The organism is Halorubrum sp. GN11_10-6_MGM, assembly GCF_005435165.1.
Lineage (GTDB): Archaea > Halobacteriota > Halobacteria > Halobacteriales > Haloferacaceae > Halorubrum.
In genome coordinates this window covers 29,598-54,611 of sequence record NZ_SGUC01000001.1, presented here as the reverse complement: position 1 = coordinate 54,611, position 25,014 = coordinate 29,598, and the positions used below count along the sequence as shown (strand labels likewise).

23 protein-coding genes, 2 tRNA genes and 1 pseudogene are annotated in these 25,014 nt (G+C 69.9%); 17 read left to right on the top strand and 9 right to left on the bottom strand.

Annotated elements, in window-relative coordinates; genetic code table 11:
• Nucleotides 1–21: 21 nt before the first annotated feature.
• Entirely contained in the window at nt 22–402 is a 381-nt protein-coding gene (locus EXE46_RS00280) for a cupin domain-containing protein (protein WP_137686506.1), read from the top strand.
• 38 nt (nt 403–440) lie between these two features.
• Here the strand turns inward: EXE46_RS00280 and EXE46_RS00275 are convergent, their stop codons facing one another.
• Together EXE46_RS00275 and EXE46_RS00270 are read right to left on the bottom strand one after the other, a co-directional pair.
• A complete protein-coding gene (locus EXE46_RS00275; RefSeq protein ID WP_137686505.1) occupies nt 441–1,244 on the bottom strand; it encodes a succinylglutamate desuccinylase/aspartoacylase family protein in 804 nt (267 codons plus the stop codon).
• Nucleotides 1,245–1,395: 151 nt separating this feature from the next.
• A complete protein-coding gene (locus tag EXE46_RS00270) occupies nt 1,396–1,971 on the bottom strand; it encodes a DUF309 domain-containing protein (protein ID WP_137686504.1) in 576 nt (191 codons plus the stop codon).
• 150 nt (nt 1,972–2,121) lie between these two features.
• Between EXE46_RS00270 and EXE46_RS00265 the strand changes: the two genes are divergently transcribed.
• The 7 genes from EXE46_RS00265 to EXE46_RS00235 all read left to right on the top strand — a co-directional run bounded on the left by EXE46_RS00265 (nt 2,122) and on the right by EXE46_RS00235 (nt 7,637).
• Nucleotides 2,122–3,003, top strand: a complete 882-nt coding sequence (locus tag EXE46_RS00265; RefSeq protein ID WP_137686503.1) for an EamA family transporter — start codon at nt 2,122–2,124, stop codon at nt 3,001–3,003.
• A gap of 85 nt (nt 3,004–3,088) precedes the next feature.
• Nucleotides 3,089–4,135 carry a HAMP domain-containing sensor histidine kinase gene (locus EXE46_RS00260; RefSeq protein ID WP_137686502.1) on the top strand — a complete coding sequence of 349 codons (1,047 nt, stop codon included), beginning with the start codon at nt 3,089–3,091 and terminating at the stop codon, nt 4,133–4,135.
• Between the two features lie 30 nt (nt 4,136–4,165).
• Nucleotides 4,166–4,249: transfer RNA gene (locus EXE46_RS00255), tRNA-Leu, on the top strand.
• Between the two features lie 180 nt (nt 4,250–4,429).
• Nucleotides 4,430–6,085 carry a CTP synthase gene (locus tag EXE46_RS00250; protein ID WP_137686501.1) on the top strand — a complete coding sequence of 552 codons (1,656 nt, stop codon included), beginning with the start codon at nt 4,430–4,432 and terminating at the stop codon, nt 6,083–6,085.
• The gene (guaA, locus tag EXE46_RS00245) at nt 6,086–7,003 is read left to right on the top strand and encodes a glutamine-hydrolyzing GMP synthase (RefSeq protein WP_137686500.1); all 918 of its coding nucleotides are present in this window, start codon (nt 6,086–6,088) and stop codon (nt 7,001–7,003) included. It begins immediately after the preceding gene.
• A complete protein-coding gene (locus tag EXE46_RS00240; protein ID WP_137686499.1) occupies nt 7,003–7,353 on the top strand; it encodes a CTP synthetase in 351 nt (116 codons plus the stop codon). Before guaA ends, EXE46_RS00240 begins: the two co-directional genes overlap by 1 nt.
• A complete protein-coding gene (locus EXE46_RS00235; RefSeq protein WP_137686498.1) occupies nt 7,350–7,637 on the top strand; it encodes a glutaredoxin family protein in 288 nt (95 codons plus the stop codon). The genes EXE46_RS00240 and EXE46_RS00235 overlap by 4 nt, the downstream gene beginning before the upstream one ends.
• A gap of 33 nt (nt 7,638–7,670) precedes the next feature.
• On the opposite strand, the gene EXE46_RS00230 is transcribed toward EXE46_RS00235, so the two are convergent.
• Nucleotides 7,671–9,395: an HVO_2922 family protein gene (locus tag EXE46_RS00230; protein WP_137686497.1), complete on the bottom strand. Its 1,725-nt coding sequence runs from the start codon at nt 9,393–9,395 to the stop codon at nt 7,671–7,673.
• Nucleotides 9,396–9,536: 141 nt separating this feature from the next.
• On the opposite strand from EXE46_RS00230, the gene EXE46_RS00225 reads away from it, so the two are divergent.
• Both EXE46_RS00225 and ligA read left to right on the top strand, forming a co-directional pair.
• Nucleotides 9,537–10,736 (top strand): amidohydrolase family protein, encoded by a 1,200-nt coding sequence (locus EXE46_RS00225; RefSeq protein ID WP_137686496.1) that lies wholly within the window; start codon nt 9,537–9,539, stop codon nt 10,734–10,736.
• 59 nt (nt 10,737–10,795) lie between these two features.
• On the top strand, nt 10,796–12,964 hold the full coding sequence (ligA, locus tag EXE46_RS00220) for an NAD-dependent DNA ligase LigA (protein WP_137686495.1): 2,169 nt from the start codon (nt 10,796–10,798) through the stop codon (nt 12,962–12,964).
• A 72-nt stretch (nt 12,965–13,036) separates the two neighbouring features.
• On the opposite strand, the gene EXE46_RS00215 is transcribed toward ligA, so the two are convergent.
• Nucleotides 13,037–14,452, bottom strand: a complete 1,416-nt coding sequence (locus EXE46_RS00215; protein ID WP_137686494.1) for a GntP family permease — start codon at nt 14,450–14,452, stop codon at nt 13,037–13,039.
• A 280-nt stretch (nt 14,453–14,732) separates the two neighbouring features.
• Here EXE46_RS00215 and EXE46_RS00210 point away from each other — a divergent pair, with 280 nt between their 5' ends.
• Together EXE46_RS00210 and EXE46_RS00205 are read left to right on the top strand one after the other, a co-directional pair.
• Complete coding sequence (locus tag EXE46_RS00210; protein WP_137686493.1) at nt 14,733–15,797, top strand: ABC transporter ATP-binding protein; 1,065 nt, start codon at nt 14,733–14,735, stop codon at nt 15,795–15,797.
• Nucleotides 15,794–16,609: an ABC transporter permease gene (locus tag EXE46_RS00205; protein ID WP_137686492.1), complete on the top strand. Its 816-nt coding sequence runs from the start codon at nt 15,794–15,796 to the stop codon at nt 16,607–16,609. The genes EXE46_RS00210 and EXE46_RS00205 overlap by 4 nt, the downstream gene beginning before the upstream one ends.
• Before the next feature lie 31 nt (nt 16,610–16,640).
• Here the strand turns inward: EXE46_RS00205 and EXE46_RS00200 are convergent.
• Nucleotides 16,641–16,714: transfer RNA gene (locus EXE46_RS00200), tRNA-Val, on the bottom strand.
• A gap of 60 nt (nt 16,715–16,774) precedes the next feature.
• On the opposite strand from EXE46_RS00200, the gene EXE46_RS00195 reads away from it, so the two are divergent.
• Nucleotides 16,775–17,263 carry a DUF192 domain-containing protein gene (locus EXE46_RS00195; RefSeq protein ID WP_137686491.1) on the top strand — a complete coding sequence of 163 codons (489 nt, stop codon included), beginning with the start codon at nt 16,775–16,777 and terminating at the stop codon, nt 17,261–17,263.
• Nucleotides 17,264–17,305: 42 nt separating this feature from the next.
• On the top strand, nt 17,306–17,719 hold the full coding sequence (locus EXE46_RS00190; RefSeq protein WP_137686490.1) for an SHOCT domain-containing protein: 414 nt from the start codon (nt 17,306–17,308) through the stop codon (nt 17,717–17,719).
• 51 nt (nt 17,720–17,770) lie between these two features.
• Here the strand turns inward: EXE46_RS00190 and EXE46_RS00185 are convergent, their stop codons facing one another.
• The 4 genes and pseudogenes from EXE46_RS00185 to EXE46_RS00170 all read right to left on the bottom strand — a co-directional run bounded on the left by EXE46_RS00185 (nt 17,771) and on the right by EXE46_RS00170 (nt 22,296).
• A complete protein-coding gene (locus EXE46_RS00185; RefSeq protein WP_137686489.1) occupies nt 17,771–18,889 on the bottom strand; it encodes an ABC transporter ATP-binding protein in 1,119 nt (372 codons plus the stop codon).
• Between the two features lie 102 nt (nt 18,890–18,991).
• Nucleotides 18,992–19,936, bottom strand: coding sequence for a carbohydrate ABC transporter permease (locus EXE46_RS00180; protein ID WP_137686488.1), 945 nt, complete (start codon nt 19,934–19,936; stop codon nt 18,992–18,994).
• Nucleotides 19,933–20,919: a carbohydrate ABC transporter permease gene (locus EXE46_RS00175; protein ID WP_137686487.1), complete on the bottom strand. Its 987-nt coding sequence runs from the start codon at nt 20,917–20,919 to the stop codon at nt 19,933–19,935. The genes EXE46_RS00180 and EXE46_RS00175 overlap by 4 nt, the downstream gene beginning before the upstream one ends.
• Nucleotides 20,920–20,972: 53 nt before the next feature.
• Nucleotides 20,973–22,296 (bottom strand): annotated as a pseudogene (locus tag EXE46_RS00170) (ABC transporter substrate-binding protein).
• A gap of 198 nt (nt 22,297–22,494) precedes the next feature.
• On the opposite strand from EXE46_RS00170, the gene EXE46_RS00165 reads away from it, so the two are divergent.
• From EXE46_RS00165 to EXE46_RS00155, 3 genes are all read left to right on the top strand, one after another.
• Nucleotides 22,495–23,151, top strand: a complete 657-nt coding sequence (locus EXE46_RS00165) for a DUF4013 domain-containing protein (protein ID WP_137686486.1) — start codon at nt 22,495–22,497, stop codon at nt 23,149–23,151.
• 94 nt (nt 23,152–23,245) lie between these two features.
• On the top strand, nt 23,246–24,295 hold the full coding sequence (locus EXE46_RS00160; protein WP_137686485.1) for an AAA family ATPase: 1,050 nt from the start codon (nt 23,246–23,248) through the stop codon (nt 24,293–24,295).
• Nucleotides 24,292–24,933, top strand: coding sequence for a protein sorting system archaetidylserine decarboxylase (locus EXE46_RS00155; protein WP_137686484.1), 642 nt, complete (start codon nt 24,292–24,294; stop codon nt 24,931–24,933). Before EXE46_RS00160 ends, EXE46_RS00155 begins: the two co-directional genes overlap by 4 nt.
• Nucleotides 24,934–25,014 lie beyond the last annotated feature (81 nt).

Here is a 25,014-nt window from a genome sequence, read left to right as displayed (position 1 = left end):
CGCCACCCGTCACGGACGCCCATGAACGACGCAGGCGATCCCGAGTCGGTCGTGAAACGCGGCGACGCGGTCGCGTCCGAGCCCGTCGACGCCGCCGAGGGACTCTCGAAAGCCGTGCTCCTCGACGAGTCCGACGGCGCCCCGAACTTCGCGATGCGGCGCTTCGAGCTCGCGCCCGGCGCCGAGGTCCCCAGACACACCAACGCGGTCGAACACGAGCAGTACGTCCTCGCCGGCGAGTACGTCGTCGGGATCGGCGACGAGGAACACGCCGTCGCTCCCGGCGACGCGCTCCTGATCCCCGCGGGCGTCGAACACTGGTACCGCAACGAGGGCGACGAGCCCGGCGCGTTCATCTGCGCGGTGCCGAACGGCGACGACGCGATCGAACTCGTCGAGTAAGAAGCCGGGGCCGACCGCGCTCGGCGCCGCGAGGGCGACTACTCCAGCGTCCCGACGCGGTCGGCGACGTAGCCGAACTGGTCGCGGTAGCCGTTCGGCGACAGCAGCACGGGGTAGAACGGCTCCTCCGCGAGCAGGGGCTCGCCGTCGGCGGCCGCGAACCGCTCGCCGGACTCGACGCGCTCGAAGTTGCGCGCGAACACCTCGTACGCCTCCGCCTCGGGCTTCGGGATGCGGTCGCGCAGCCGGAACACCGAGACGTCCTCGCGGCCGCCCGCGTCCACCACGTCGTCGGCGCCCGGCGCGGAGATGGCGCCGGTCGCCGCGAGGAACGCCCGCGACAGCCAGTAGGCGTTGTCGGCGGCGGCCTCGGAGCCCTGGAGCCCGGCCTCCACTTCGAGTGTGTGCGGGTGCTCGATGAGCCGGCCCTCGGTGAACGCGTCGGTCTGGATCACGGCGCCGACCGGGAGGTGCGGCGCGACCGCGCGGGTCACCTCGTCCATCGAGTCGATGACGGCGAACGGCTCGGCGTACGACTGCGTCGAGTGGATCGCGAGGGTGGTACACCCCGCCAGCGCGTCGAAGAGTTCTGCCGCGAGCCGAACTTCGTGGGCCTCAGCGTCCGGATTTCCCGGGAACACTCGGTTGAGGTCGGCGTCGAGGTAGCGCTCCCCGGCCTCTAGGGCTTCCTCGTTGGCGACGATCAGCCGCACCGGCCGCTTGGGGTCGAGGTCGGCGTCGAGCAGGCGCTCGACGGCACGGGCGCCGCAGGGCTCGTCGCCGTGGATCGCCCCGACGACGGCGACCTCGGGCTCCCCGTCGCCCAAATCGTGAACTTCCATATCTCCCGCAGGCGCGCGGCGGATAAGTGGCGTTCGGATCCGGGGCGACGGGAGGGTGACCGCCGTCGTCCGTGCCGGTTCCGTTCGTCGACCGCTGTCACCCGCGCCGGTTCCGTTCGTTTCCCGTCGCCGCTCACGTCGGCCGGTCCCCTCAGTGCTCCTCGTCGACGCGCTCCGCGTACTCGTAGTCGGCGGGGTACGCCGGCGGGCGCGCGTCGTCGAGGGCGATCCGCCAGTCGTCGACCGCGCTGGGGTCGTCGAGCGCGGCCCGGAGGGTTTCGCGGACGTCGTCGACGTCGACGCCGTAGAAGTCGCCCGGGACGCCCTCGAGGTACTGAAGGGCGGTCTCGAACAGCGACCGCATCCCGGCGTCGTTCTCGAAGTCGACGCGCTTGTACGCGCCCGCCGCGACCTGAACCATCCCGTGGAGGAAGGCGCTCTCGACGGTGCCGCTCCCGTAGTTGTACCACTCGTTTTCGAAGCAGTCGTGGCTCTCGTGGTAGGCGCCGTCGTTGAACAGCCGCACGCCGTGTTCCGTCGCTCGCCGGAGCGTCGCGTGTTCCCAGTACCCGCCGACCACCCGCGAGTCGGACGGTGCGTCGGACCGCGCCGGACCGCCGGACCCCTCCGCCGCGTCGACGGAGTCCGGACCGTCGTCGCCCGCGTGCCACCCGGTCGGGTTCCCGAGCGGCGGGGCGACCCCGGGGTCTCGGGTGTGGTCGTCCATGTGCGCGGCGTTCGCCGGGGAGCGACCTAACGGTTTCGCGGTGACGTGGGAGCGGCCGGTCTCGCGGCGACGGTCCGCGGCCGGTCTCGCGGCGACGGTCCGCGGCCGGATCGAACCCTTCTTTCCCCCGGTCGCGTTCGGATGGATCGAATGGACGCCGGACTCCTCTTCGCGCTCGCCGCCGCCGTCGTCTGGGGCGCGTACCTCTTCGTCCTGAAGCGCGCCTTCTCGGGGTATCCCCCGGCCGCGCTGACGGTGACGATCAACGCCGTGGCGCTCGGGTGGTTCCTCGCGGCGACGGGGCTCACGGTCGGGTTCGGCGACGCCGCGGCCGGGCTGTCCGCGCTCGTCGTCCCGCGGCGGTTCGCCGTCGTCGCCGTTACGAGCCTCGCGACGGCCGCGGCGTTCGTCCTCTTCCTGCGCACCATCGAGGACGGGGCGGTGTCGTACGTCGCGCCGATCAACAAGGTCGTCCCGATGTTCGTCCTCCCGCTGGAGGTCGGGCTGCTCGGGCAGGTGCTGGCGCCGATTCAGGTCGCCGGCGTCGTCGTCACCACGCTCGCGGTGTACGTCGCGAACTACGAGCCGGGGAGCTTCTTCGCGCCGTTCGTCCGGGCCGCTCGCTCGCGGCCCGCGCAGCTGGCGCTCGCGAGCGCGGCCTGCTACGCGGTCGCCGACGTGGGCAAGCGGGTCGCGCTCCAGGAGCTCGCGATCCCCGGGACGCTCTGGGTCCCGCTGCTGCTCGCGGGCGTCGCGGTCGTGCTGCTCCCCGCCGCGGTCCGGACCCCGATCGAGGTCACCCGGCGAGACGTCCCGAAGTTCCTCGCGGTCGGCGCGCTCGTCGCGCTGGGCGAGCACCTGACGACGGTCGCGTTCGCGGCGCTGCCCGCGAGCGTCGCCTCCCCGGTCATCAACACGCAGGCGATCGTCGCGGTCGTCCTCGGCGGCGTGCTGCTCGGCGAGCGCCACTTCCGACTCCGCCTCGTCGCGGCCGTCCTCGCCGTCGTCGGCGTCGCGATGATCGCGGGGTGAGTGCTGCCCGAACCGAGGGGCGCGGTCGTCGCCCGCACCCGCCGACACCCGGGAGACACTTGACCCCCCGGCCCGTAGCGGGCGCATGGATTCTGCGCCGGGACCCGACCGGATCGACCACGCCGAGTCGATCGTGAACGCCCTCGGCGACGGCGCGTACGTCCTCGACGCCGACCGGAACCGGGTGTTCGTCAACGACCGCCTCCGCGAGGTGACCGGCTTCGACGAGGACGTGCTCCACTCGAAACACCCGGAGCGGCTCGTCGAGGAGGGGTACTGGGCCCCCGAGACGGGCGAACGCTACCGGGCCAGCGCCGAGCGCGTCCTCGCTGACGAGGCGGACGACGAGCGGCTCCAGCTCGCGATGACGCTCGGCGACGGGTGCGAGATAACGGTCGAGACGCGGCTGACGCCGATCGAACACGGCGGGTCGATCGTCGGCGTCGTCGGCGTCATCCGCGACGTCACGGACCGGGTCGAACGCGAGCGGGAACTGAAGCGGCTCAACGAGCGGCTCGAACGCCTCGCCGGCTTCCTCTCGCACGACCTCCGGAACCCGCTGTCGGTCGCGCGGGGGTACGTCGACCTCGCACGCGAGACCGGCGAGACCGAGGAGTTGGGGGCCGCCGAGGACGCGCTCGACCGGATCGAGACGATGATAGACGAGGCGCTCGTGATGGCCCGCGACCCCGAGGAAGTCGAGACCGAGGACGCCGCGGTCGACCTCGCGGAGCTCGCGAGCGACTGTCTCGAATCGGGCGACTTCGGCGACTGCCCGGCCGACGCCGACCTCGTCGTCGAGGACCCGGGACCGGTCGCCGGCGATCCGACGCTGCTCCGGCGCGCCGTCGGAAACCTGATCGGTAACGCCTTCGACCACGGCGGCGACGCGCCGACGGTCCGGGTCGGCGTCGACGACCGAGGCGTGTACGTGGCCGACGACGGCCCGGGGCTCCCCGACGCCGACCGCGCGGAACTGACCGACTTCGGCGTCTCGCCGGACGGCGGAACGGGCATCGGCCTCGCCATCGTCGAGCGCGTCGCGGCCGCGCACGGCTGGACGCTGGAGATCGGCGAGTCCGCTGAGGGCGGGTTCCGCGCGACGCTCGTCGGCGCGCAACCGACGGGATAAAGGGCGACGCCTCCCAACGACGGACCGCGTGCGAGGGTAGCCAAGCCCGGAAACGGCGGCGGATTCAAGCTCCGCTCCTGTAGAGGTCCGTGGGTTCAAATCCCTCCCCTCGCATCGCCGGGGTTCACCCCCCGTGATGCGGAAGACGCTCTCGGAGCGCTCTTCCCTCGCAAAATTCCTCACGCCACGCTTCCGCAAGCGACCGCGCCGCCGGTCGCGACGCGGATATTCACGAACGTCCACCCGAAACGGAGGGTCCGAAACGGTTTTGACCCGGCCTGCCGGACGGTCGATATGCCAGCAGATCCCGACACGGGGTACGACCCCTCGCTGGGTCGGAAGTTCGTGTTCGTCACGGGCGGGGTGATGTCCGGACTGGGCAAGGGCATCACCGCCGCCAGCACCGGGCGCCTTCTCGCCAACGCGGGCTTCGACGTCACCGCCGTCAAGGTCGACCCCTACCTCAACGTCGACGCCGGGACGATGAACCCGTACGAGCACGGCGAGGTGTACGTGCTGAAGGACGGCGGGGAGGTCGACCTCGATCTCGGCAACTACGAGCGCTTCCTCGGCACCGACATGACGTTCGACCACAACGTCACGACGGGGAAGACGTACGAACACGTCATCGAGCGCGAGCGTGCCGGCGACTACCTCGGCAAGACCGTCCAGATCATCCCGCACGTCACCGACGACATCAAGCGCCGCATCCGGGAGGCGGCCGAGGGCTCCGACGTCTGTCTGATCGAGATCGGCGGGACCGTCGGCGACATCGAGTCGATGCCGTTCCTCGAAGCGCTCAGGCAGTTCGCCCACGAGGAGGACGACGAGGACATCCTCTTCACCCACGTCACCCTGGTCCCCTACTCGAAGAACGGCGAGCAGAAGACGAAGCCGACCCAACACTCCGTGAAGGAGCTGCGCTCGATCGGGCTCCAGCCGGACATCCTCGTCGGGCGCTCCGAGGACCGGCTCGACCCGGAGACGAAAGAGAAGATCGCCTTGTTCTGCGACGTGCCCACGGACGCCGTCTTCTCGAACCCCGACGTCGAGGACATCTATCACGTCCCGCTGATGGTCGAAGACGAGGGGTTAGACGAGTACGTGATGGAGCGGCTCGGCCTCGCCGACGAGGCGCTCCCGAAGGCCGAGCGGTCGACCGAGTGGCGCGAGCTGGTCACCCGGGATCGCGATCAGGAGATCGACGTGGCCCTGGTCGGCAAGTACGCGCTCGAAGACGCCTACATGTCGATCCACGAGGCGCTGAAACACGCCGGCATCCAGACCGGCACCGAGGTGAACGTGCTGTGGGTCGACGCCGACGAGACCCGCGAGGAACACGAACAGCGCCTCGCCGATGCGGACGCCGTCGTCGTCCCCGGCGGCTTCGGCTCCCGCGGCACGGACGGGAAGATCGAGGCGATCCGCTACGCCCGCGAGAACGACGTGCCCTTCCTCGGGCTCTGTCTGGGCTTCCAGATGGCGGTCGTCGAACACGCGCGCAACGTCCTCGGCCTCGACGGCGCCCACTCCGCGGAGATCGACGCCGACACGCCCCACCCCGTCATCGACCTCCTCCCCGAGCAGTACGAGACGGAGGATATGGGCGGCACGATGCGGCTCGGCGCCCACGAGACCGACATCGAGCCGGACACGCTCGCGGCCGAGGTGTACGGCGCGGACTCCTGTACCGAGCGCCACCGCCACCGCTACGAGGTGAACCCCGAGTACATCGACGCCTTGGAGGCCGACGGCCTCGTCTTCTCCGGGCGCGCGGACAACCGGATGGAGATCCTCGAACGCCCGGACCACCCGTTCTTCTTCGGGACGCAGGCGCACCCCGAGTTCCGGTCGCGACCGGACCGCGCGAGCCCGCCGTTCGTCTCGCTCGTCGAGGCGGCGCTGGGATCGACGGACACAACCGAGCGGAACGCGGACGTGAGGCTATAGATGGTCGACACCGAGGAGTTCATCGAGGAGGCGACCGCCGAGATCAGCGAGGCGATCGGCGACGCGAACGCCGTCATCGCGCTCTCCGGCGGGGTCGACTCGTCGGTCGCGGCGACGCTCGCGTACGAGGCGGTCGGCGACCAGCTCACCCCCGTCTACGTCGACACGGGGCTGATGCGGAAAGGCGAGACCGAAGAGATCCGCGACACCTTCTCCTTCATGGAGTCGCTGCGCGTGATCGAGGCCCAAGACCGGTTCTTCGACCGGCTCGCGGGCGTCACCGACCCCGAGGAGAAGCGCCACGTCATCGGCGAGGGGTTCATCGACGAGTTCGAGGCGGTCGCGCGCGACGTCGACGCCGACTACCTCGTTCAGGGGACGATCTACCCCGACCGCATCGAGTCTGAGGGGAACATCAAGTCGCACCACAACGTCGGCGGACTCCCCGAGGTCGTCGACTTCGAGGGGATCGTCGAGCCCGTCCGCGACCTCTACAAGGACGAGGTGCGCGAGGTGGCCCGCGCGCTCGGCCTCGAAGAGATAATCTCCGAGCGGATGCCGTTCCCCGGGCCCGGGCTCGCCGTCCGGATCGTCGGCGAGGTGACGCCCGAGAAGGCCGCGGTCGCCCGCGAGGCGACCCACGTCGTCGAGGAGGAACTGGAGGAGTACGACCCGTGGCAGGCGTTCGCGGCGGTCCTCGGCAAGGCGACCGGCGTCAAGGGCGACAACCGCGTTCACGGCTGGGTCGTCGCCGTGCGCTCCGTCGAGAGCCGCGACGGGATGACCGCCCGCGCGCAGGAGCTCGACTGGAGCACGCTCCAGCGGATCCAGAGCCGGATCACCGGCGAGAACGAGAACGTGGCGCGGGTCGTCTACGACGTGACCCACAAGCCGCCCGCGACGATCGAGTACGAGTGATGGCGGACCAGCTAACGGCCGTCGTCGCCGGCCCCGACGAGCACGGCCTCGGCGAGGAACTCGCCGCGCTCGGCGTCGAGATCCGCCGGATCGAGGGGCTCGTCACGGCGGAGAAACTGGAGGACGCCGGTATCGCCGACGCCGCCTACTTCGCCCTCACCGACGTCGAGGAGGCGACCGGCATCCCGGTCGCCAAGGAGCTGAACCCGGGCGTGCGGGTCGTGACGTACGCGAGCCGGTCGCTGCCGGAGTTCGTCGCCACCGTCGCCGACCTCGCGGTCGACCCCGAGCTGCTGGACGCCGCGACGGTCGCCGAGGAGCTGCTGGCCGACGGCGACAGCGACTCGTGAGCGCGGACGACGCCGCGGACGCCGACCCGACGACGGTGCCGGTGACCCTCTACACCCGCGAGGACTGCTCGCTCTGTGTCGTCGCCCGCGAGACGATCGAGTCGGTCGCCGCCGACCTCGACGGCGTGACGGTCGACATCGACGAGGTCGACGTCGACACCGATCCCGAGCTGGCAGACGAGTACGGCGAGCGCGTCCCGTACGTGCTCGTCGACGGCCACCCGGCGTTCAAGTACGAGGTCGACGAGCGCGACCTCCGGCTGAAGCTGCTGGCGGCGGCCTGACCCCGAAAAACCCGCTCGATCGCCGCGCGGCGCCTACTGCTCGACGGTCTCCGCACCCATGGCGTTCGCCTTCACGCGGGTGACGGCCTCGACGGCGTCCGACCGGGAGGTGTACCCCTCGCCGGAGTCGGCGAGGATCTCGCCGTTTCGGTGGCGGAGCCGCCAGCGCCACTCCTCGCCGGCGTCCTCGTAGATCTCGAACGCCGCGCTCCCGGCCACCAGCGCGCTCGCGTCGGGCGCGTACTCGCTCGCGCGCTCGACGGCGTCCGTCGCGTTCGACTTCGAGGCGTACCCCTCGCCGGAGTCGGCGATGACGTTCCCGTTGTCGTGGACGAGCCGCCAGCGCCACGTGCCGCCCCCGTCCTCGTAGACGTCGAACGTCGCCTTGCTCTCGCCGTCGCCCGCCCGGTCCTCGTCGTCGCCGTCGGGGAACGCGACCCCCGCGCCGGCGGCGTTCGCCCTGACGCTGTCGAGGCCCTGCTGGGCCTTCTGCCGGGAGGCGTACCCCTCGCCGGAGTCGGCGAGGACGTTGCCGTTCTCGTGGACGAGCCGCCAGCGGTACTCGCCCGCGGCGTCGCGGAACACCTCGAACGCCGCGGGGTCGATCCGGAGGTAGTCCGCGGCCGCGACGTGGTCGCGAAGCCGCGAGAGCGCGCGCTTCGCGTTCGACTTCGAGGCGTACCCCTCGCCGGAGTCGCCGAGGACGTTCCCGTTGTCGTGACGGAGTCGGAAGCGCCACTCGTCGGCGTCGTCCGCGAACAGCTCGAAGGTCGCCCGGCTCTCGGGGGCCGCCGTCTCGTCCGGGAAGGCGACGTCCGGCTCCTCGGCGTCCTCCGGCTCCGGGCCGTCGTCGTCGGCGACCGCCGCCGCCTCCTCGACCGGGGTCTCGATCCGGAGGAGTCCCGCGCCGAGCGCGTTCCGCCGCACGCTGTGGAGCCCCTGCTGGGCCTTCCCGCGGCTGCTGTACCCCTGTCCAGACGTCGCGATGACGTTGCCGTTGCGGTGGCGGAGCCGCCAGCGCGGCCGCCCGTCCGCGTCCTCGAACAGCTCGAACCGAGCCTTACTCGCACGGAGCGACTCGACCGCCGCCTCCGCCGTCCTCCGGTCTTCTCTGACCGTCTCCAACTCGGCCTCGGTCGCGTCCAACTCCTCGCGGACGGTGTCCAGTTCGGCCTCGGTCGCGTCCAACTCCTCGCGGACGGTGTCCAGTTCGGCCTCGGTCGCGTCCAACTCCTCGCGGACGGTGTCCAGTTCGTCGCTCGTCTCCGCGGCGGTCGCCGTCGCCGCGGTCGACTCGGTGCGCATCCGCTCGTAGTCCTCCCGGACCGGGTCGGTCACCATCGGGACGACCGCTCCCGCGAGGCCAATCAGAACGATTCCGGCGGCGTACAGCGCGTTCACGACCGGGTTCCCGGTGCTCGTCGACCACCCGCCCGGGAAGACGGCGAGGAAGTACACCACCGCGACGAGCGTCAGGAGCGTGCCGAGGCCGCCGAGCAGCGTCGCGGACCGCCGGAGCGGGAACCGGACGATCGCGCCCAGCATCGCCAGCGGCGGCGACAGCGCGACGAGCGCGTACCCCACCGAGCGCGGCCCCGTCGCCGCCGTCGTGAGCGAGAAGACGACGACGCCGAGCGCCCCGCAGAGGACGCCGACGGCGAACAGCCAGTACCCCCGGACCTCGTCGTCCGTCGTCGGAGTGCCGATTCGGCCCTCGTACACGTCCGCCAGCGGCCCGGACGGGTTTTTTTGTGACATCCGTTTTGGCGTCACGGCCCAGCCGCATATACTTGCGGATTGCTACCACACTACATAACGTTAGCTCACGGAGCGCGGACGCTCGCGACGCCTCCTACCGCGACCCGACCCTTTACCTTCGCGTCCCACCCTCTGATCGGCATGGCACACAGCGGCGTACACCTGTTCACCGGCGGTCGAGTCGCGGACGCGGACGGAACCCGGCGGGCCGACGTCGCGGTCGTCGACGGGGAGATCGCCGCGGTCGGCGACCCGGGCGCGGTCGCGGCCGCGGTCGAAGACGTCCCGGCCGAGGACCTCGAACGCGTCGACGCGAGCGACCGCGTCGTCGCCCCGGGCCTGATCGACGCGCACGTCCACGTGATGATGGACGGACGGCCGGACGTCGCGACCGCGGTGTCGGACAGCGATTACACCGCGAGCTACCGAACCGCGAGCAACCTCGAAGCCGCCGTCTCGGCCGGCGTCACGACCGTCCGCGACCTCGGCAGCCGGGGTACGCTCGCGCTCGACGCCGCGGAGGCGGTCGCCGCGGGCGACATCCCGGGTCCCCGCGTGCTCGCCTGCGGCCGCAACGTGATCATGACCGGCGGTCACGGCAACTGGTTCGGACGCGAGGCCGACGGCCCCGCGGAGGTGCGGAAGGCGGCCCGCGAGCAGCTGAAGGCGGGCGCGGACGTGCTCAAGTGTATGGCGACCGGCGGCGTCCTCACCGAGGGCGCGGTGACCGGCGCGCCCGAACTGACGCCCGAGGAGCTCGCGGCGTTCACCGACGCCGCCGCGCCGACGGACACGCCGACCGCGGCCCACGCCCACGGCGAGGAGGGGATCAAAAACGCGGTCGAGGCGGGCATCTCCAGTGTCGAACACGGGACGTTCATGGACCGCGAGGCCGCCGAGATGATGGCCGAGCGGGGCACCTACTGGGTGCCGACCGCGAGCGCGCTCCGCGGTATCGTCGAGAACGGCGTCGAGGCCGGCATCCCCGAGGACGCCGTCGCGAAGGCCGAAGACGCCGCGGACCGCTTCGACGACGCGTGGGACCACGCGCTCGCGGCCGACGTCCCCATCGCGATGGGCACCGACGCGGGCACCCCGTTCAATTTCTTCGCGGAGATCCCCCAAGAGCTGGCGCACATGGTCGAGTACGGGCTCTCGCCCGAGCGGGCGCTGGAGGCCGCCACTGTCAACGCCGCCGACCTGCTCGGGCTCGACGGCGTCGGCCGCGTCGAGGAAGGGCATCGGGCGGATCTGGTCGTTCTCGACGCCGATCCGAACACCGACGTCGAGGCGTGGCAGGAGCCGGAGGCGGTGTTCGCGCGCGGCGAGCGCGTCGCCTGACCGGAACCGGCGCCGCGGGAACGAGCATTTTTACCCCGATTCGGCCCCATCTCCCGTCGATGACGACTTCGTCGACCCGGCACGCGGACCCGGCCGAGAACCCCTACGTCGAGGACCCGCCGACCGAGTTCGAGCCGGTCGGCGAGCTCACCCCCGAGGAGGCGGCCGAGCAGGCCGAACTGCTCCGCGTGGCGGTCCGCGAGCACGACCACCGGTACTACGTCGCGGCCGATCCCCTGATTTCGGACGAGGCGTACGACGCGCTGTTCGCCCGGCTGGAGGAGCTGGAAGCCGCGTTCGACCTCCCGACCGAGGACTCCCCGACCCGCCGAGTCGGCGGCGAACCCCTCGACGCGCTGGAGACGGTCGAGCACGTCGCGCCGATGCTGTCGATCGACAACGACACCGACGCCGCGGCGGTCCGCGAGTTCGACGAGCGCGTCCGGGCGGGACTAGCCGACGCAGCCGAGGCCGGAGAACTTGCGGACTTCGACCCCGACGACCTCGCGTACGTCTGCGAGCCGAAGTTCGACGGGCTCTCGATCGAGGTGATCTACGAGGACGGTGAGTACGTCCGCGCGGCCACCCGCGGCGACGGCCGCGAGGGCGACGACGTCACCGAGCAGGTCCGCACGATCCCCTCGGTCCCCGGCCGCCTGCGCGGCGACGACCACCCCGAACGCCTCGCGGTCCGGGGAGAAGTGTACATGCCCCGGGACGCCTTCGAGGCGTACAACGACGAGCTGATCGAGCGCGGCGAGGAGCCGTTCGCGAACCCGCGAAACGCCGCGGCCGGCACCCTCCGCCAGCTTGACCCGTCGGTCGTCGCCGAGCGCCCCCTCGACGCCTTCTTCTTCGACGTGCTGGCGTGGGAGGCCGGCGCGGACGGTCCCGAACGGCCTGGTCGGCACCGCGAGGCGCTCGACGCGTTCGCGTCGCTCGGCCTCCGCCGGAACGACCGGGTGGCGATCGTCGACGACGTCGAGGCGGCGATCGACTACCGCGACGAGATCCTCGCCGCCCGCGACGACCTCAACTACGCCGTCGACGGCGTGGTGATCAAGGTCGACGCGCTCGCGCACCGCGAGACGCTCGGGAGCACGTCGCGCGCGCCGCGCTGGGCGTTCGCCTACAAGTTCCCGCCCCGGACCGCGACGACGACCGTCGAGGGGGTCACGGTCCAAGTGGGGCGGACCGGTCGCCTCACTCCGGTCGCCGAGCTCGACCCCGTCGACGTCGGCGGCGTCACGGTCGCCCGCGCGACGCTCCACAACCCCGCCGAGATCGAGGCGCTGGGCGTGAACGTCGGCGACCGCGTCCGGATCTACCGTGCGGGCGACGTGATCCCGTACGTCCCCGAGGTCGTCGAGAAGCGCAGCGAGGGGACGTACGCGTTCCCCGAGACCTGCCCGGTCTGCGGCGCCGACGTCGAGCGCGACGGCCCGCTCGCCTTCTGTACCGGCGGGCTCGGCTGCCCGGCGCAGCTGGAGCGCGCGGTCGAACACTGGGCGCGCCGCGACGCGCTCGACGTCGAGGGGCTCGGGCCGGAGCGCGTCGAACAGCTCCGCGAGACCGGCCTCGTCGAGTCGCTGCCGGACCTGTACGACCTGACCGCCGACGACCTCGCCGACCTAGAGGGGTGGGGCGAGACGAGCGCCGAGAACCTGATCCGCGAACTCGACGCGACGCGAGCCCCGCCGCTCGACGACTTCCTCGCCGGGCTCGGGATCCCGGACGTGGGCGCGACGACCGCGCGGGCGCTCGCCGCGCACTTCGGGACGCTCGACGCCCTCCTCGACGCCGACGAGGAGGCCCTCCGCGAGGTCGACGACGTCGGGCCCGAGGTCGCCGAGTCGATCCGGACCTTCCTCGACGGCGAGGAGAACCGCGCGGCGATCGAGGGGCTCCGCGAGCGCGGCGTCGACCCCGAGCCCTTCGAGACCGGCGCGGGCGACGGGGCGACAGACGCGCTCGACGGTCTGACGTTCGTGTTCACCGGCTCGCTGTCCGTCCCGCGGAGCGACGCGCAGGCCCACGTCGAGGCTCACGGGGCCAACGCCACGTCGAGCGTCTCCGGGAACACCGACTACCTCGTCGCCGGCGAGAACCCCGGCCGGTCGAAGCGCGACGACGCCGACGCCGAGGGCGTTCCCGTCCTCGACGAGGACGCGTTCGCCGATCTGCTCGCCGACCGCGGCGTCGAGTGGCCGCCCGAGGCGGACGAGTAGGATCGGTCCGGGTTGTCGTCGTCGACAACCGGCCCGTGCTGTCGTCGTCGATAAAAAAAGAGACCGCTCGCTTCAGACGAGCGGGAGGACCGTCGACAGGATCAGCACCGTGACGAGCCCAGTCACCGAGATGATCGTCGTGAGGGCGGTCCAGGTCTGAAGCGTCTCCCGCTTCGTGAGCCCCCCGATCTCGCTGACGAGCCAGAAGCCGGAGTCGTTGAACCACGAGAAGATGTTCCCCCCGGCGCCGATGACCATCACTAGATAGGCCGGATGGACGGTCAGCTGTCCGGTGAGCGGCGCCATGATCCCCGCGGCCGTCAGCATCGCGGCCGTGGCCGACCCCTGTGCGATGCGGACGATCGCGGCGATGAGCCAGGCCGTGACGAGCAGCCCGATGCCGACCTCCTGAAGCGCACTGGCAAGGTAATCGCCGATGCCGGAGGCGGCGAGCAGCGCACCGAAGGCCCCGCCGGCCGCCGTGATCGCGGCGATGTTCCCGCCGCTTTTCAGCGCCTCGGTGAGCTCGTCGCTCCACTCGCTCCGGGTCATCTCGTCGTAGCGGTAGAACGTGTACGCCGCCGCGAGTGCGGCGACCGTCAGCGCGACGTTCTTGTTGCCGATGAAGTCGGTGAGCGGCTGGAGTGAGGCCAGTACCGGAAACAGATCCTGGAAGGTGTTGACGAACGTCGACGACGCGATGAGCAGAACGGCCAGCAGGATCGGCGCCAGCGACTCCAACATGCCCGGGAGATCGCTGGTCGGTCGGTCCGCGACCTCCTGGAGTTCCTCCGTCGAGGTCGCCATCGTGTCACGCAGCGGAATGTCGAGGCGGCTGTTGATCCAACGCCCGTAGACGAGTCCGGAGACGATCGCAGCCGGAACGGCGACAGCCAGCCCGATCACGATCGTCGTGAACAGGTTGCTCCCGATCTGGTCGGCGACTGCGAGCGGGCCGGGTGTGGGCGGGACGAACACGTGCGTCGTCGCCGCCCCCGCACCGACGACGACGATGAACAGCGTGTAGTCGCGGCCGACGCGCGCCCGCATGGAGCGCGCGAGCGGCGCCATCAGGTAGAACACGCTGTCGAAGAACACCGGAACCGCCAGCACCGAACTGCTCCCGAGCAGCGCGATGTCTGAGTTACGCTCACCGAGCGCGCCCTGGAACCCGCGGACGACCCGTTGGGCCGCGCCGCTTTCAAGCATCCCCTTCCCGATGACCGCCGCCATCAGGATCGGGATACCGATCCCCGCCATTCCGTTCCCGAACGCCGTCGCGACCTGGCTTCCGGCGTCGGCCGCGGTGAAGTCCGCGACGAAGATCGTGTTCACCACACCGACCAAGAACGCCGAGATGATCAGCCCGATGAACGCCGGGAGGTCCAGCCACACCAGTAGGGCCACCACAATTATCAGGCCAATTACGAATGTTAGCAGCGGACTATGCGAAAACTCGACAGCTGCTTGAAGTGGTATCGGAGGCATGCTGTTGAGAGTGTTTGAGATTACCATTCAAATTTTTATTTGAGATATTATCTGTCGATATGTCCTAATATATCTCCAAAACAAGACATTTTTGTCTGAATTCCGGATCGTTTTGACCGGAGAAAAAGCAGTCAGAGAAATAGAGATTGATCGATAGCAAATTTAATCAAACACTTCTGACGGCGACAAACAGGTATCTGTGCTGACATACTCGCCGAGCGGAGCGACGCCCGCGCCTCGACCCGCAATCCTTTATCAACTCACGCCGGAACCGAAGGGTATGACCGCGATCGAACTGCGCGGCGTGACGAAGTCGTTCGACGACGTCACGGCCGTTCGCGACCTCGATCTCACCGTCGAAGACGGAGAGGTGTACGGGTTCCTCGGGCCGAACGGCGCGGGCAAGTCGACGACGATCGACATGCTCTTAGACCTCGTCCGGCCGACCGCGGGGACGGTCCGCGTCCTCGGCGCCGAGGTCGCGACCGAAGGATTCGAGATCCGGCGTCGGACGGGGGTGCTCCCCGACGGTTTTTCCGTGTACGACCGGCTCTCCGGGCGGAAACACGTCGAGTTCGCGGTCGAGTCGAAGGACGCCGCCGCCGACCCCGACGCGCTCCTCGACCGGGTCGGCCTCGCGGGCGACGCGGACCGCCCCGCCGGCGACTACTCGAAGGGGATGCGTCAACGGCTCGCGCTGGCGATGGCGCTCGTCGGCGACCCCGACCTGCTGATCCTCGACGAGCCATCCTCCGGGCTCGACCCGGCCGGCGCGAAGGAGATGCGCGAGATCGTCCGCGCGGAGGCCGAGCGCGGCGCCACCGTCTTCTTCTCCTCGCACGTCCTCGAACAGGTCGGCGCGGTCTGCGACCGGGTCGGTATCCTCCGTGACGGCGAGCTCGTCGCCGAGGACTCCGTCGAGGGCCTCCGCCGGGCGGTCGGCGGCGAGGAGACCCTGGAGGTCGCGGCCGCGGGCGCCGACGACGACGCGGTCGCGGCGGTCCGCGCGCTCGACGGCGTCTCCGGCGTCACCCGCGACGGCGACGAACTGGTGGTGAACTGCGCGAGCGACGCGAAGACCGACGTCATCGCGTCGCTGGAGGAGGCCGGGGTCGCCGTCGCCGACTTCCACACTCGCGAGGCGTCGCTGGAGGACCTCTTCCTGGCGTACACGGAGGGCGACGCGGCGAGTGCGGACGTGACACCGGCCGATTCCGACGCGACCGACGCAGCACAGACCAACGCTGATCCGACCGACGCCGGTCCGCCGGTCGACGACGAGCCGACGACCGACGACGAGCCGACGACCGACGACGAATCGGCAGTCGACGAGGTGGACCGATGAGCCTCCCCGCCATCGCCCGGAAGGACTTCCAGGAGACGGTGCGCTCGCGCGGCATGATCGCCTTGGTGGCGCTGTTCTCGCTGCTCGTCGCGGCGTTCGCCTTCGCGGTGCGGCCCACAGGCGGGAACGAGCAGTTCGCCACGGAGGTGCTGTTGAGCGTGTTCATCGGCCCCTTCCTCGTGACGACGCTCGTCCCGCTCGTCGGCGTCGTCGTCGGCTACAACGCTGTCAGCGGCGAGCGCGAGTCCGGCTCGCTGAAGCTCCTCCTCTCGCTCCCGCACTCGCGGGCCGACGTGGTGTTCGGGAAGGTCGTCGGCCGCGGCGCGGCGCTCGCGCTCGCGGTGTTCGCCGGCTTCCTGCTGCCCGGCCTCGTCCTGATCGCCGCGCCGGTCGCGTTCAACGCCGGCGCGTTCCTCGGGTACACCGTGTTCGCGGCCGCGCTCGGCGTCGTGTTCGTCGCGATCGCGGTGGGCTGTTCGGCCGCGTCGTCCACGCAGCGCCGGGCGCTGATCGGCGGCGTCGCGATCTACGTCCTCTTCGTCCTGTTGTGGGGCGCCGTCACCGGGAGGCTCGTCGGCGCGGCCGGTCCCCTCGTCGACGCTCTCCCGGTGTCGGCGACTCAACTCCGCGTCTTCCTCCGGGTGTCGAACCCGACGACCGCGGTCGAGGCGCTGTCGAACGCGTTCCTCGGCGAGCAGCTGTTCAGCGGCGACACGGCGAACCAGCAGCTCTCGGCGGCCGCGATGTTGGTCTTCTGGACGCTCGCGCCGCCGCTCGCCGGGCTGCTGAAGTTCGACGCTGACGATTTATAGCCCCGCTCGCGGGATCGATCGCCGCAGGAAGTGGGCTCGGGCGGGTTCGAACCGCCGATCTCAGCCTTGTAAAGGCCGCGTCATAACCAGCTAGACCACGAGCCCTCACCGAAACAACCCCCCGAGAGCGGAAAACGATTTCCTTCCGCGACGCGAACCACGACCGTGAACCGCCGTCTCATCGGGGTCGCGGCCGCGCTCGCGCTCATCGTGCTCGCCGGCGTCGCCGTCGCCGCGACGACTCCAACTCTCCTGATCACCGGCTACGACACGACCACGGTCGAGGCCGTCGACGGCGAGACTGGAGAGTCGCTCGCGACCGTCGAGGCCCGGGTCGCCGACGGGTTCGTGAAACAGTACGTCGGGCTCTCCGCGACCGACGAGCTCGACGGCGGCGAGGGAATGTTGTTCGTCCACGGCGAGTCCGCGGAGCGCGCCTACGTGATGCGCGACATGGCGTTCCCCCTCGACATCGTCTTCGCCGACGCGAACGGCACGGTCACGACGATCCACGAGGCCGAACCGGAGTCGCGACCGCTCACGCGCTACGAGGGCACCGGGCGGTACGTCCTCGAAGTCCCGCGGGGGTGGAGCGAGCGCCACGGCGTCGAGCCGGGCGACCGACTGGTGATCGAGGGCTTCGACGGGGAGTGACCCGACGAAACCGCTTTCCGCGTCGCCGGCGTCGCCTCGACCATGACCGGACTCGCCCGCCGGATCGCGTGGAACCTCCGCCACCGCTGGCGGCGGGTGTTCGCGCTCTGCGTCGTCGGCGCCGGCGTCGCCGCGCCCCTCCTCACCAACCTCTGGTGGACCCTCCCGCTCGTGTGGTTCTTCGGCCTCGTCATCCTCCTCCCGGTCCTCCACACGCTGACGAAGCCGGTCCCGGACGACGACTCCGCCGATACTGAAAACGCGACCGGCGACCCCGCGCTCGACGCGCTCCGCGAGCGCTACGCGCGCGGCGACATCGACGAACGAACGTTCGAGCGAAAGCTGGACCGACTCTTGGAGACCGAAGACGCCGAGACGGTCGACGACCCGGACGGCGACGTCGCCGACAGGGTCCGTGAGGGTATCCGGCGCGAGGTAGAACGAATCCGGGAGTGAACGCGGGAGCTGCCGGCGCCGGTCGACCGGCCGAGCCGCGATACAGACGCGCTACTCCTCGATGTCGCGGTTGTGGACCGCTTCTCCCGTGCTCCCGTCGAAGAGGTGGATCGCCTTCTCGGGGATCTCGATGCTGATCTCGTCGCCGACCGAGATCCGCTGGAGGCCGCCGACGGTGGCGATGAACGTCTCGCCCTCGGGGGCGTCCTCGAACCGCAGGTAGACGGTGTTCTCGTCGCCCATCGGCTCGACGACCTCGACGACCGTCGAGAAGGTGTGGTCGCCGCTCGCGTCCTCGGTCACGGTGATGTCCTCGGGCCGAATCCCGAGGGTGAGGTCGGTCACGTCGCCGATGTCGTCGAGCGTCGACTGGGAGAGCGGGTAGTCGAAGGTGTCGCCGATGAGCGTGTCACCGTCTCGTTCGACGTCGAAGAAGTTCATCGACGGGTCGCCGATGAACCCGGCGACGAACCGGTTCGCCGGCTCGTGGTAACACTCCAGCGGCGTCGCGACCTGCTGGAGCTCGCCGGCGTTGAGGATCGCGATGCGGTCGCCCATCGTCATCGCCTCGGTCTGGTCGTGCGTGACGTACATCGTCGTCACGTCGAGCTCGCTCTGGAGGCGCTGGAGCTCCGTCCGCATCTCCGACCGGAGCTTGGCGTCGAGGTTGCTGAGCGGCTCGTCCATGAGGAACACCTCTGGGTCGCGGACGATCGCCCGCCCGAGCGCCACCCGCTGTTGCTGGCCGCCGGAGAGGTCGGACGGTTTCCGGTCCAGCAGTTCGGCGATACCCATCGTCGCCGCGGCGTCGGTGACGCGCGTCTCGATCTCCTCGTCGGAGAGGTCCGTCGACTCTTCGAGGCCGAACGCCATGTTCCCCTTCACCGTCATGTGCGGGTACAGCGCGTACGACTGGAACACCATCGCGATATCCCGGTGTTGGGGTTTCACGTCGTTGATGACGTTGCTCGCGAGCCGGATCTCGCCGCTGGTGACCGTCTCCAGCCCCGCGACCATCCGGAGCGTCGTCGATTTGCCACAGCCCGAGGGACCGACGACGACGAGGAACTCGCCGTCGCGCATCTCGATGTTGACGTCGTCGACGGCGACGACCTCGCCGTCGCCGTCGGGGAACACCTTGGTCACGCCGTCGAGTTCGAGCGTTCCCATGCTATCGCCCCCACGGAGCGGCGCGACGGTTTGCGAGCGATACCTCCGGTCGGCTGCGTGGTAGCTGTCGAGTCATGGATTGCTGCTGGCGAGCGGCGGCGTTCATGTCGCCACCCCCTCGGCGAACTCCTCGCCGAACGCGATGTACACCGCGAGCGTCGGCAGGGCGGCGATGAACGCGCCCGCCATTCGGAGCGCGAAGTCTTGGCCTTCGAGCGACGTCCCCAGTCCGGCGAGGATCAACACGATCGGCGCCGCCGCGCTGGATTCGGTCTGAACCAACACGAGCGTGAACAGGAGGTCGTTCCAGATCTGCGTGAACTGATAGATGAGGACCACCGCGAACATCGGTCCCGAGAGCGGGAGCACGATGCGGCGGTAGATCCGGCGGATGGACGCGCCGTCCAGCCGCGCGGCCTCGATCATCTCCTCGCTCATGTTCTTGTAGTACGACCTGAACAGAACGGTACAGATCGGCAGTCCGTACGCCACGTGAGTGACGATCAGTTCGATGACGCCCACGTAGTCGTTGTTGATCCCGAGCGCCCACAGGAATCCCAGCCACTCCTGGAGCGGGACCATCGACCAGAACTGCGAGAGCGGCACGAGAACGGCCTGATAGGGGATGAAAATCCCGGCGACGAACAGCGCGAGGAGCGGCGCCTTGTACTTCTGTTTCCAGTTGGACTGCGTGATCCCGTAGGCGGCGAAGCTTCCGAGCAGCGCCGAGATGACGGTCGCCGGGATCGCGTACAGCGCGCTGTTTATCAGTCCCCGCCCGAGCGCGTCGAACGCGGACTGCCACTTTTCGAGAGTGAACGTGCTCGACGTGGGCGGTGCGAAGGGAAGCGACCCGGAGACGCCGCCCGGCGTCTTAAACGAGGTGACGAGCCCCGACTCGATCGGAATCAGGAAGAACGCCAACATTCCGACCAGCCCGAGATACAGCAGGATTCGGTACCCGTCGATCCGGGCGAGCGCTCCCGCTGACGCGCCGGTGTCCGTCGCCGATGCCGTGCCGCCGTCGGTTCGTGCGTCGTTGCTCATAGGTTCCCCCGATTGTACTGGTAGTAGAGGTACGGTCCGACGATGCCGAGGGTCATCAGGAACAGGGTGATGGCGACCGCCGAGGCGTACGCCCAGTTCAGGTTCGCGTACGCCTCACGGACCATCTTCGTCGCGAGGATGTCGGCCCCGTTCGGCGGTCGGTACCCGCCGACGAGCGAGTACAGGAAGTCGAACGCCTTCAGGGCGAACACCATCAGGACGACCGAGGCGCTGATCGTCGACCCCTTCAGCTGGGGAATGATCACGCGCCAGTACATCCTGACCGTGGAGGCGCCGTCGACCTTCGCCGCCTCGTAGTGTTCGTCCGGGATGGCCCGCAGGCCCGCGAGGAACACCACCATCGCGTACCCCGCGAACTGCCACATCAGCGCGAACATCACCGCCCAGAGGACGATGTCGGGATTCCCGATCCAGTCGACTCGGCCGAAGCCGAGCGACGTGATGACGATGTTTATCACCCCGTTGTTGAAGTTGAACATCCACGCCCAGAACTGGGCGGTGACGACGAACGAGAGGCTCATCGGCAACAGGTAGATCGTCCTGAACGTGTTCTCGAACCGGATGTTGCGGTCGATCAGGATCGCCAGGCCGAGGCCGAGCGCCAGCGTCACCAGGGTGAACCCAACGAGCAGGATGAAGGTGTTGATCGCGGCGTCGACGAATCCGCTGTCCGCCAACGCGCGGCTGTACATCTCGAGGTCCAAGTCGCCGTAGTCCGGGGTCCCGAAGCCGGTGAAATCCGTCAGCGATATCAGGAGGTTCCAGATGATCGCGCCGTAGACGAAGAGACCCACCAGCAGGAACGGCGGCAGCCAGAACTGCGACGACTCCACGAAGTCGCTGCCGAAGCGTTCGTTCAGCGCCGAGACCGGGCTGAACCCGGAGCGCTGTCCGCTCTCCGCGACGCCACCGTCGGGAAGTGCGTCGCCACTGTCGTCGCCGGTGTCAGTGTTCCGTGTCATATGGTTCGTCGTGTGCCGAAACCGCCGAAAGCCGGTCGCATCGGTGACCGGTGTCAGTTAGAGACCGCGTCGACGAAGCCCTCCGCCGCGGCCTCGACGTTGTACGGTCCGGAGAACTCGCTGGAGATCACGTCGTTCAGCGCCGTCATGGTCTCCGAGGGAACGCCCAGCCCGTGCTGGAGGTTCGGCGGCCGCTCGTCCGCCTCGGCGAAGTCCTGCTGCGTCTCCTGGAGGTACGGCCCGAACTCGCTCATGTCGACGTCGGTGCGCGTCGGGATCGACCCCTTATACTGGTTGAACGCGACCTGCGCCGCCTCGCTCCCGGCGAAAGCCATGAACTGGTCCGTCACGTCCGGACTCGGGTTGTTCGAGGGGTAGAGGAACGAGTCGAAGTGGAGCATGTACATGCCCTCCGAGCCGGGGTACGTCTTGAAGCCCCAGTCCTCGTCGTAGTTGAAGTCCTCGGCGTTCCGATAGGCGCCGGCGGCCCAGTTACCCTGGTGGATGAACGCCGCGTTCCCCTCGATAATGTTCTGGTTGGACTCCGTGAGTCCGATCGAGGAGGCGTCCTCGTTGATGTAGTTCCCGAGGATCTCCGCGAGCGACTCGAAGGTCGCCTGGACGGCCGCCTCGTCGGGGCTCCCGTCGAGGAAGTTCATGTACGCCTCGTACCCTTCCTGACCGAGCATCGTCGAGGCGAACAGCTGGGTCGTCGTCCAGGTGCCGCTCGCGCCGTGGGTCATCGGAATCGCGTCCGTCTCGTTCTGGACGGTCTCCAGCGCGTCGATCAGCGCCGACACGCTCGTCAGCGAGTCGGGGTCGACCCCCGCCTCCTCGACGACCGACGTGTTGTAGAACAGGCAGTTCAGGCGGTGCGAGCCCAGCGGAACCGCGCGATAGGCGCCGTTGTACTGGTGGAGGTCGACCGCCTCTTGGACCATCACGTCCTCGAAGCCTTCCGACTCCCACACGTCGTCGACCTCGCCCAGCACGCCCTCGTAGCGCTGGAGGTTCGGGCCGGGCCAGTTGGCGAAGGAACTCGGCGGGTCCCCGTTCTGAAGTCGGTTCGCGACGACCGCGTCGAGATTCTGGTTCCCGCCGCCGCCGATCGGGTTGAACTCGTGTTCGACGTCCGGGTACTCCTCGTCGAACGCAGCGACGAGCGCCTCCGCCGCGCGCGCCGTCGCCGCCGGTCCAACCGTGGAGCACTTCGAGCGTGTTCCCCCCTCCGCCGCTGCCGCCATCGCCACCGTCACCGCCGTCGCCGCCGTCTCCCCCGTCTCCGCCGCCGGAACAGCCGGCGAGCCCTGCGAGCGTCGCTGCCCCAGTCGCGCCGACGAAGTGGCGCCGAGATAACCGCGAGTCTTGGTCTGTCATGGTACTTCACGTTGGTCAATGGACGTTTGGCATATATACTTACTCATTACTCCAGAACAATTTCTAAAACCGATTTTTCCCCGCTTTCAAACCTCCTAGTGCCGATTCCGCGCCGCTCGGTCGCGTCCGCGGAGTCGCCCCCCGCCCGCACGGAGGCGGACCGACGGGCATACTACGGTCCGGCGGATGAGCGTACCCATGCGCCCCTCGATCGCCGCCGTCACGTACCCGATCGCCGGCGACGCCGCGGAGCGGCCCCTCCTCGCTGTCTGGCTGTTGCTCGCACTGTCGGTCGTCGTCCCGGTCCTCCCGGCGGTGCCGGTCGTCGGCTACCTCGTCCGCGTGCTGGTCGCCAGCGAACGCGGCGACTCGATCCCGGAGTTCCTCGCCGACGGGCGGACGCTCGTCCGGCGGTCGCTCGGGGGGCTGGTCGTCTGTCTGGTCTTCCTCGGCGTCCCGTTCGCGGCCCTCCTCGTCACCCTCTACGGCATCGTCTCGCTGGAGCCCGGGGCGAACGCGCCGGTCGGCCGCATCCTCGCCGGTTCGACGGCCGTCCTCCTCGTCGGAATCCTCGGCACGTACCTCGCCCCGATATCGCTGACGACCTACGGCCGCGAGGGTTCGCTCCGCCGAGCGTTCTCGCCGGCGGCCCTCCGGCCGGTCGCCGGGCACGCGGCGTACTTCTTCGGGTGGACGCTCGGGTTCACTGCGCTCGTCGTCACGGCCGGCGTCGGCGGCGCGCTCTTTACCGTCTCGCGCGCCGGCCCGCTGTTCGGGACCTTCGTCCTCGCGTACGGGCTCCTCGTGACCGCGTACCTCTGGGGCCGTGCCGTCGAGCGCGCGAAGCGCCGGTAGGGAGTCCGCGCCCGCCGTACCGGCGCGCTCCCCGGCCGCGACGGCGGCGCCGCGACCGACCGATTCTTGACCGCGCGGCCCGGAACTGGTGGTAATGCAGGGACCGCTGTGGACGGACGCACACGCGCCCGATCTCGACGAGATCCGGCAGGACGAGGCCCGCGGCCGTCTGCGCCGGGCCGTCGACGAGCCGATGAACCTCGTCGTTCAGGGCCCTCCCGGAGTCGGGAAGACGGCGGCGGCGCGCGCGCTCGCCGACGCGTCGCACGCCGACCCGGACGCCGACCTGATCGAGATCAACGTCGCGGACTTCTTCGGCCGGACGAAAAAGGAGATCCGGACGGACCCGCGGTTCGAGGGGTTCCTCGCGGGACGGAGCGGCATGGCGAAACGCGACATGATAAACCGCGTGCTGAAGGAGTCGGCGTCGTACGCCCCGATGTCCGGCGAGTACAAGACGATCCTGCTGGACAACGCCGAGGCGATACGCGAGGACTTCCAGCAGGCGCTGCGCCGCGTGATGGAGAAGCACCACCGGACCACGCAGTTCGTGATCGCGACCCGCCAGCCCTCGAAGCTCATCGCTCCGATCCGGTCGCGCTGTTTCCCGATCCGCGTGCGCTCGCCGACGACCGACGAGACGATCGACGTCCTCGAAACGATCTGCGACCGCGAGGGCGTCGCGTACGAGGCGGACGGACTGGAGTTCGTCGCCAGCGCGGCCGGCGGCGACCTCCGCGAGGCGATCCTCTCGGCGCAGGCCACCGCGGTCGCGGGCGACGAGATCACCATGTCGACCGCCTACGAGACGCTCGGCGAGGTGGGGGACGACGACGCGCTCCGCGAGGCGCTCGCCGACGCCCGCGCCGGCGACCTGAAGGACGCCCGGTCGACGCTCGACGACCTCCTTGACGAGGGGTACGACGGCCAGGAGCTGCTCCGCGAGACGCTCCGCGTCGCCCGCGCCGGCTCCGAGTACGGCGGCGACGACCTCGCGCGGCTCCACGCGCTCGCGGGCGAGGCCGACCTCGACCTGTCCGACGGGCTCGACGACACGACCCACCTCGTCCACCTGCTCGCGGCGTGGGCCGCGGGGCGGACCAAGCTCTCTCCCGAACTGCGCGACGCGGAGGTGGCGCCGTGAGCCGGACGCCGCCGTTCGCCCGGCTCCTCCCGTTCCCGGTGGTCGACGCGGCGTGGGACCTGGCGCTCGTCCCGGCGCTCGCGGGCGCCGTCGCGCTGCCGTTCGTCCCGCCGCTCGGCGGCGCGCTGGTCGCGCTCGCGCTCGCGATCCTCTGGTTCCACCGCGACCCGGAGCGCGAGCCGCCGGAGGCGGACGCGACGGTCGTCGCTCCCGCCGACGGGACCGTCTCGGTGGTCCGCGAGGAGGGCTCGCGGCTCCGGGTCGGCGTGTTCATGAACGTCACCGACGTCCACGTCAACCGCGCGCCGCTCGCGGGCGAGGTCCGGGAGGTGCGGCACCGCCCCGGCGCGAACCGCCCGGCGTTCGACAAGGAGTCGGACCGCAACGAACAGGTCGCGATCGACTTCGGCGAGTACGAGCTGCTCGTCATCGCGGGCTGGTTCGCCCGCCGCATCCACCCGTCGGTCGAGCCCGGAGACCGCGTCGAGCGGGGCGACCGCGTCGGCCACGTCTCGTTCGGCTCGCGCGCGGACGTGGTGTTGCCCGCGGACGTGACCCGCGACGACCTGCTCGTCGCCGAGGGCGACGCCGTGCGCGCGGGCGAGACGATCATCGCGGAGCGGTCGGACGCGACGTAACTCGCCGAGACGCCGCCGGACTCCGAATCATGAGGCCGATCTGCGGCCGACGACACCCGAGATCGGGCATACGCTTTTGTT